This is a genomic window from Pseudomonas sp. R62, from assembly GCF_000257605.1.
GTDB lineage: Bacteria > Pseudomonadota > Gammaproteobacteria > Pseudomonadales > Pseudomonadaceae > Aquipseudomonas > Aquipseudomonas atacamensis.
This window is the reverse complement of sequence record NZ_JH635999.1, coordinates 294,204-301,460: the sequence shown is the minus strand read 5'-3', so window position 1 is coordinate 301,460 and position 7,257 is coordinate 294,204. Positions and strand designations below refer to the sequence as shown.

The following is a 7,257-nucleotide window of genomic DNA, read 5'->3' as shown; positions in this document are numbered from 1 at the left end:
CTTCGATCAAGGCGTCGAACGGCAGATCCTGATGGGCCTGGGCGCCGAGGGCGGCCTGGCGCAGGTTCTGCAGCAACTCGGTGAAGGGCGTTTGTGCGGTGACCACGCTGCGCAGAATCTGGGTGTTGACGAAGAAGCCGATCAGGCCCTCGGTTTCACTGCGGGTGCGGTTGGCGATCAGCCCGCCGACACGAATATCGGTCTGGCCGCTGTAGCGATGCAACAGGGTCTTGAACGCCGCCAGCAACACCACGAACAAGGTAACGCCCTGACGCTGGGCAAGGTTTTTCAGTTCTTCGCGCAGGGCAGCGTCGATCACCGTTTCCAGGCGTGCGCCTTGATGGCTGGCTTGCGCCGGATAGGCGCGGTCGGTGGGCAATTCCAGCACGGGATGTTCGTCGCCCAGTTGCGTGCGCCAGTAGTCCAGTTGCCGCTCGCGCTCACCGGCCTCCAGCCAGCTGCGCTGCCACAGCGCATAGTCGCGGTAATGCACGGTCAAGGGCGCCAGCGTCGGTTCACGCCCGGCGACCAGCGCGTCGTAAGTGCGCATGAATTCGTCGATCAGAATGTTCATCGACCAGCCGTCGGCGATGATGTGATGCAGGGTCAGCAGCAACACATGTTCCTGCGCGGCCAAGCGCAACAGCCGCAGACTCAGCAGTGGGCCGTTCTGCAGGTCGAAGGCCTGGGTCGCCTCGGCCATCATGTGCTGCTGCGCCAGCGGCCAGCGCTGGGCTTGGGGCAATTCGCTCAAGTCAGTTAGCGGCAACTTCAGTGGCTTTGGTTCGGCCACACGCTGGAAGGCACGCTCGCCGTCCTGGCCGAAGGTGGTGCGCAAACATTCGTGGCGCGCCGCCAGACGGCTGAAGGCCTGCTCCAGTGCCTCGACTTGCAACTCACCATCCAGACGCACAGCCATCGGCAGGTTGTAGGCGGCGCTGGTCGGCTCCAGTTGCCAGAGAAACCACATGCGCTGCTGCGCGTAAGACAGGCCGTCACGCTCGGCGATGCCGTCGCAGGCGGTCATGGGCAGCTGCGCAAAATCGATGCCTTCGCGGGCCATGCCGGCGAGGAACAGACGGCGTTTGTCCTGGGGCAATTCGATAAAGCGGCGGGCTAGTTTCTGTGCGTCTGCGGCATTCATGCGTGGAGTCCTTGCTGATCGGCGGCGTGACCTGGAGACCCGGTCGTATCAACAAGAACGAATGGCCCGCGCGATGATTTAGCGCGCCAGCGGCAATCACGGCCCGACGGTACAAAGGCCAGACAGACAAATGCCGAAGCCGGTACAGGCCCGGATTCGGCATTTGAGTTGAAGAGTGGCGAAGCGCCTAACGCACGTCCTGCGAATGCCCCTCGGCCATCGCCACGATAACTTTGCGCGGCCCTTCGAACGGTGAGCGCGCGTGAGCCGAGAGCATGTTGTCGAGCATCAGCACATCGCCCTCCTGCCAGGGGAAACTGATCGCACAGTCGTCGAGCACCGCACGAATCTGCGCCAGCACTTCGTCTTCGATCGGCGAGCCGTCGCCGTAGTAGACATTACGTGGCAGGTCTTCTTCGTCAACGATATCGAGCAAGCTTTCGCGCACGTCCGCTGGCAGGTTGGAGATATGAAACAGGTGCGCCTGATTGAACCAGACGTGATCGCCCGTCACCGGGTGCACCGCCACCGCCTGACAGGTCTGCCGCGTGCGTAGCTCACCGTCGTCCTTCCATTCGCAGACAATGCCGTGGGCCTTGCAGTAGGCCTCGACGACTTCACGGTCTTCGGTGTTGAACACGTCTTCCCACGCCACGTCGAGGCCATTGCCAAAGTTGCGCACGTACATCAGGCCTTTGCTGACGAACCGCTCGCGGATCGCCACGGGGATGCGCCGGTACACTTCGCGGCTGTCGGCAATCGGCGTCTCGCCGCCGGACCTGGCAGCGATCATGCTGTAGAACCAGATCTTCATCGGCCAGTCGCGGGAATAGGCCTGTTCGTTGTGCAACGGAATGCTCTGGTGCGCCGGGTATTCGGTGGAGGTGTACACGCCTTGAGTGACGTTGGTGCGCGGCGTCGAGCCGAACTCGTAGTTCAGCAGCGGATGGCCGAAATTCGCGGCGAACTGGCGGAACTGCTCGGCGCCATCGAGGCGAAAACCGCGAAATAGCACGCCACCGTCGCGCAGCAAATGCTCGTCGACCAAGGCCTTCAATTCATCGAATACCGCCAACAGATCGGTGTCGGCATCGCCCGCCTCGACCAACAGCGGCAAACGTCCGCGCTGCGGCAGCAACGGCCGCACGGAAAACCCCAGAGCAACAGCCATGACTGGCCTCCTGAAAATGATAGATGGGTCGCGTCTCAGAACGCCGGTTGCACGGCCTGCGCAAGGCGTCGGTGATGCACTTCCAGATGCGTCTTGATCGTGCGAATGACCCGCGCTTCATGTTCATGAATGAAGAAATGCCCGCCGGTCATCATGTCCACCGAGAAACTGCCCAGGGTCTCTTTGCTCCAGCCGATCAGTTGTTCGGTGGTGGCGCGGTCTTCCTTGCCACCGAGCACGTGCACCGGGCAATTGAGCAAGGGCCGCTCGGCAGGCGTGAAGCGCCCGCACATCATGAAATCGGCGCGTAGCACCGGTAGGGTCAGGCTCATCAGCTCTTTATTGGCGAGGACTTCTTCGCTGGTGCCCTGAAAGGTGCGCAACTGTTCGATGAGTTCTTCATCACTGCGCGGTTCGGCAAAGCCGCGGTCGTAATCGCTGCGCATGGACGGCGCAGCGGTGCCGGAGGCGAACAGCGCCAGCGGCTCCGGCACACCCGACTCGCGAAAGGCATGGGCCAGTTCGCAGGCGAGCAACGCACCCAGGCTATGCCCGAACAACGCATACGGGCCTTGCAGCCCCGGCTTGTGCTCGCGCGCCAGTTGCCGCGCCAGTGCGCGCATGTCGGTTTGCAGCGGTTCATCGAACCGCGCGCCACGCCCCGGCAGTTCCACCGGTTGCAATTGCAGCCACGTTGGCAGTTGGCGCCGCCAGCGGCTGTAAACCATGGCGCTGGCGCCCGAATAGGGCAGGCACAGCAATGTCAGCTTGGTCACCGCGCTTTCCTTGAAAAATGTGTCTGCAAGAAAGACGGATCACTGGCCGGACAAATTAGTCGCCGGCCGCTAAATTCCCCCGCCAGCCGCTCGTTGCCTGTTCAGGAAAAGAACAACAATCGCGAGGGAATCACCGTGGACCTGCAGAGCATTCTGGGCAAGTTGTTCGCCAACGCCGGCGCGGTCGGCATCGAGGGAGTTTTCCAGTTCATTTTCAGTGGGCAGCAGGCGTACTGGTACGACATCAAGACCAGCCAGCGCACGGCAGTCGGGCGCCACCCGCGTCCGGACGTGACCATCGAAGTCGCTGAAAAGGATTTTCTCGGGATCATGGCCGGCGTGGTCAACGTCGAGGAACTGTTCGCCAGCGGTCGCTTGAAGATTGGCGGCAACATGGGCCTGGCGACGATGTTGCCGCAGATCATCGACCACGCTCGCCAGGGTGGCGGCACGGTGGCAAAGGTCGACATGAACAAGCGCTACCCGACGCCGCCACGCTTCAGCGAAAAGCTCACTGCCGCGCTGCCTCGCCAGACCAGCGTCGAACGTCGTGCGCGCGCCGAGTTGAGCCGGCACGAATTCGAAACCCGTTATCTGCCCAACGGCATTCCGCTGGTGATCAGCAATGCCCTGCACGACTGGCCGTTGTTCAGCCTGAGCCGTGAGGAATCGCTGGTGCATTTTGCCGAACTGCAAGGCATCACCCGCCATGGCGATTATGTGAAGAAGACCTTTTCCACCGAGCGTGATTTCCGCTCGACCTCGATGGCCGAGTTCATCGCCTCGCTGGACAGCCCGGCGGTCAAGGGCGCGGACGGCGAGCCGCCGGCGTACATGGGCAACAACATTCTGCCGGCGCAATTGCTGCAACAGATTCAATACCCGCCCTACTTCGACACCTCGCTGTTCATCCCGCCACGGATCTGGATCGGCCCCAAGGGCACGCTGACGCCGTTGCACCGCGATGACACCGACAACCTCTTCGCCCAGGTCTGGGGGCAGAAAAAATTCACTCTCGCCGCGCCGCATCACCGCGAAGCGCTGGGCACCTGGTCGACCGCGCCCAAGGGAGGCCTGGATGGCTGCGATTTCAACCCGGACGCGCCGGACTATGAACGTTTCCCGGCAGCGCGGGAGGTGACGTTTTTGCGGGTGACGCTGGAGGCTGGGGATCTGCTGTTTTTGCCAGAGGGCTGGTTCCATCAGGTGGAGTCGGTGTCGACGTCGCTATCTGTCAACTTCTGGATCAACTCAGGACGCGGCTGGTAACACCGCAAAATAACTGTGGGAGCGAGCCTGCTCGCGAATGCGTTGTATCAGGTATGAAGATATTTACTGACACACCGCCTTCGCGAGCAGGCTCGCTCCCACAGTGGAATTTCATTTCAAGTGACGGAAACTTTGGAACGCTGAAATCAGCACCACCGCTCCCGCCGCAATCGCCAGCCAGAATCCGCTGCGCGCGCCAAACGCATCCACCAGCGCGCCGGAACCGGCGGCGCCTATCGCCACGCCGATGCTCAGCCCGGTCACCAGCCAGGTCAGGCCTTCGGTGAGTTTTGCAGGTGGCACGATGCGTTCGATCAACGCCATCGCGACAATCAGCGTCGGTGAAAAGAACAGCCCGGCGATAAATACCGCGATCGACAAGCCAAGGATGTTGCTCGCCAAAAGCAGCGGCAGCGTGGTCACCGCCGTCGCCACGCCGCCGTAGAGAAACAGGCGCGGCAATGGCAGTTTCGAACGCATCGCACCGAAGGCGATGCCGGCCAGGCATGAGCCGATCGCGTACACCGACAAAACAATACTCGCCGCTGCCGGCTGGCCCTGATGTTGAGCGAAAGCGACGCTGACCACGTCGATCACCCCGACGATCACGCCCATCGCCAGCATCAACGCCAGCAGCCATTGCACGTCGGTCGAGCGAATGATCGAGCCCTGATGCTGCGACTCCTGCGCGTGCACGGGCGGCTCGGTGCTGCGCTGGGCGACAAACGCCGTCACGCCGATGGCCAGGGCCAACAGCGCCGCCAGCGGCCCGGCCTCGGAAAACACCGCAACGGACAGCCCCACCGACAGCGGCGGCCCGACGATAAAACACACTTCGTCGAGCACCGACTCCAGCGCATACGCCGTCTGCAATTGCGGCTGGCCACGATAGATCTCGGTCCAGCGCGCCCGCACCATCGCCGACATGCTCGGCATGCACCCGGCCAGCGCGGCGAAGACGAACAACGTCCAGTCCGGCGCCTGCAAACGCGTGCACAGCAGCAACATCAATAACCCGCCGCCACCGGTCAGCGCTGCGATTGGCAGCACCCGCCCCTGCCCATAACGGTCCACCAACCGCGATACCTGCGGCGCGCAAAACGCCGTGGCCAAGGCAAACGTCGCCGCCACCGCACCCGCCAGCGCATAACCGCGGTTCAACTGCGCAAGCATGGTGATCAGGCCGATGCCGGTCATCGAAATCGGCATGCGCGCCAGCATCCCGGCCAGTACAAAAGCACGGGCGCCGGGGGCGGTGAACAATTCGCGGTAGGGGTTTGCCATCGATTGCAGCCTCATCAGGGGCGGCCAAGTTGCCATAGCCTTGAATGCCGTGGAAGCGCGCAATTGTTAGCGGTCTGTGAAGGCCCTTCGCTCGCACATTCGAAATGCAGTCCCCTGTGGGAGCGAGCCTGCTCGCGAAGGGGCCCGCGCAATCACCGCTTCCAGCAAATGAACTCTCAGCGTCTGCCATCAGTCAGCTACTTAAGTCTCTTGAACCAAGGCGCGAATCGTCATGCAGATTTCCCTCGCTCATCAGGTGGCGCTGGTCACGGGCGCCAGCTCCGGCATCGGCCATGCCGCCGCCAAAGCACTCGCTGCGGCCGGCGCTGCGGTCGTGATCAACTACAACAGCAGCGCCGAACCCGCCGAAGAACTGGCTGCACAGATCAACGCCGAAGGCGGCAAGGCCCTCGCCATCGGCGCGGATGTTTCGAAAGAAGAAGATGTCGAGCGGCTGTTCGCCGAGACCGTCGAAGCCTTCGGCTCGCTGGACATTCTGGTGGCCAATTCCGGCCTGCAAAAAGACGCTGCCGCCGTGGACATGACGCTCGACGACTGGAACACGGTGATCGGCGTCAACCTCACCGGGCAGTTCCTCTGTGCACGGGCGGCGTTGCGGATTTTCCAGCGTCAGGGCGTGCGCGAAGGCGTGTCGCGCGCGGCGGGCAAGATCATTCACATGAGCTCGGTGCACCAGCGCATTCCATGGGCCGGGCATGTCAATTACGCGGCGTCCAAGGGCGGCGTCGATCAATTGATGCAGAGCCTCGCCCAGGAAGTCAGCCACCAGCGCATCCGCATCAACAGCATCGCGCCCGGTGCGATCAGCACGGCCATCAACACAGAAGCCACTGAAGGCGCGGCCGGCGACAAACTTCTTGAGCTGATTCCCTACGGACGCATTGGCGATGTCGAGGACGTTGCCAACGCAGTGGTTTTCCTCGCTTCCGACCTGTCCGATTACATCGTCGGCACCACCCTGTTCATCGATGGCGGGATGAGCCTCTATCCGGAGTTTCGCGGCAATGGCTGAGCCTGAAGTGGAACAACAAAGTCCCATCGGTGCCCACGGCATTATCGGCGACATGCGCAGCGCCGCACTGGTCAACGACAAGGGCAGCGTGGATTTTTTCTGCTGGCCGGAGTTCGACAGCCCGACGATCTTCTGCTCGCTGCTCGACACCCCTGAAGCAGGGATTTTCCAGCTCGCGCCAGACTTGCCGGATGCGCGCCGCGAGCAAATTTACCTGCCCGACACCAACGTCTTGCAGACCCGTTGGCTGAGCGAACACGCGGTGGTAGAAATCACCGATCTGCTGCCCATCGGTGACGATGTCGACGCCCTGCCCCTGCTGATGCGCCGGGTGCGCGTGGTCAGCGGCTCGGCGACGTTCAACCTGCGTTGCGCAGTGCGCCACGACTACGGCCGCGCCGACACCCGGGCAGAGATGGACGCAAAGGACGTGACGTTCCACGCCGCTGGCCAGCCGTCGATACGCCTGGCTTCAGATCAGGCACTGCAGATCGACGCGCAAGCGGCCGTCGCGCAATTCACCCTCGAGCACAATGAAACCGCCGCATTCATGCTCGGCGGCAGCGCCGACCCACGCTTT

The 7,257-nt window shown here is 62.6% G+C and carries 7 protein-coding genes; 3 read left to right on the top strand and 4 right to left on the bottom strand.

Annotated elements, in window-relative coordinates; all coding sequences use genetic code 11:
* The 3 genes from OQK_RS19705 to OQK_RS19695 form a co-directional block, all read right to left on the bottom strand.
* A partial coding sequence (locus OQK_RS19705; RefSeq protein WP_016773894.1) for a condensation domain-containing protein occupies positions 1 to 1,144 on the bottom strand: 1,144 nt, incomplete at its 3' end.
* Between the two features lie 187 nt (positions 1,145 to 1,331).
* Positions 1,332 to 2,315, bottom strand: a complete 984-nt coding sequence (locus tag OQK_RS19700) for a TauD/TfdA family dioxygenase (RefSeq protein WP_016773893.1) — start codon at positions 2,313 to 2,315, stop codon at positions 1,332 to 1,334.
* Between the two features lie 35 nt (positions 2,316 to 2,350).
* Positions 2,351 to 3,091 (bottom strand): thioesterase II family protein, encoded by a 741-nt coding sequence (locus tag OQK_RS19695; RefSeq protein WP_016773892.1) that lies wholly within the window; start codon positions 3,089 to 3,091, stop codon positions 2,351 to 2,353.
* 135 nt (positions 3,092 to 3,226) lie between these two features.
* Here OQK_RS19695 and OQK_RS19690 point away from each other — a divergent pair, with 135 nt between their 5' ends.
* On the top strand, positions 3,227 to 4,360 hold the full coding sequence (locus OQK_RS19690) for a cupin-like domain-containing protein (RefSeq protein WP_016773891.1): 1,134 nt from the start codon (positions 3,227 to 3,229) through the stop codon (positions 4,358 to 4,360).
* A 111-nt stretch (positions 4,361 to 4,471) separates the two neighbouring features.
* Here OQK_RS19690 and OQK_RS19685 read toward each other — a convergent pair whose 3' ends face one another.
* A complete protein-coding gene (locus OQK_RS19685) occupies positions 4,472 to 5,644 on the bottom strand; it encodes an MFS transporter (RefSeq protein WP_016773890.1) in 1,173 nt (390 codons plus the stop codon).
* 232 nt (positions 5,645 to 5,876) lie between these two features.
* Between OQK_RS19685 and OQK_RS19680 the strand changes: the two genes are divergently transcribed.
* Together OQK_RS19680 and OQK_RS30505 are read left to right on the top strand one after the other, a co-directional pair.
* Positions 5,877 to 6,677: a glucose 1-dehydrogenase gene (locus OQK_RS19680; RefSeq protein WP_016773889.1), complete on the top strand. Its 801-nt coding sequence runs from the start codon at positions 5,877 to 5,879 to the stop codon at positions 6,675 to 6,677.
* A partial coding sequence (locus OQK_RS30505) for a trehalase-like domain-containing protein (protein WP_038861429.1) occupies positions 6,670 to 7,257 on the top strand: 588 nt, incomplete at its 3' end. The genes OQK_RS19680 and OQK_RS30505, both read left to right, overlap by 8 nt.

Coding starts and splice junctions, on each gene's coding strand:
- OQK_RS19680 (WP_016773889.1), top strand. CDS start 5,877: ATGCAGATTTCCCTCGCTCATCAGGTGGCGCTGGTCACGGGCGCCAGC.
- OQK_RS19700 (WP_016773893.1), bottom strand. CDS start 2,315: ATGGCTGTTGCTCTGGGGTTTTCCGTGCGGCCGTTGCTGCCGCAGCGC.
- OQK_RS19685 (WP_016773890.1), bottom strand. CDS start 5,644: ATGGCAAACCCCTACCGCGAATTGTTCACCGCCCCCGGCGCCCGTGCT.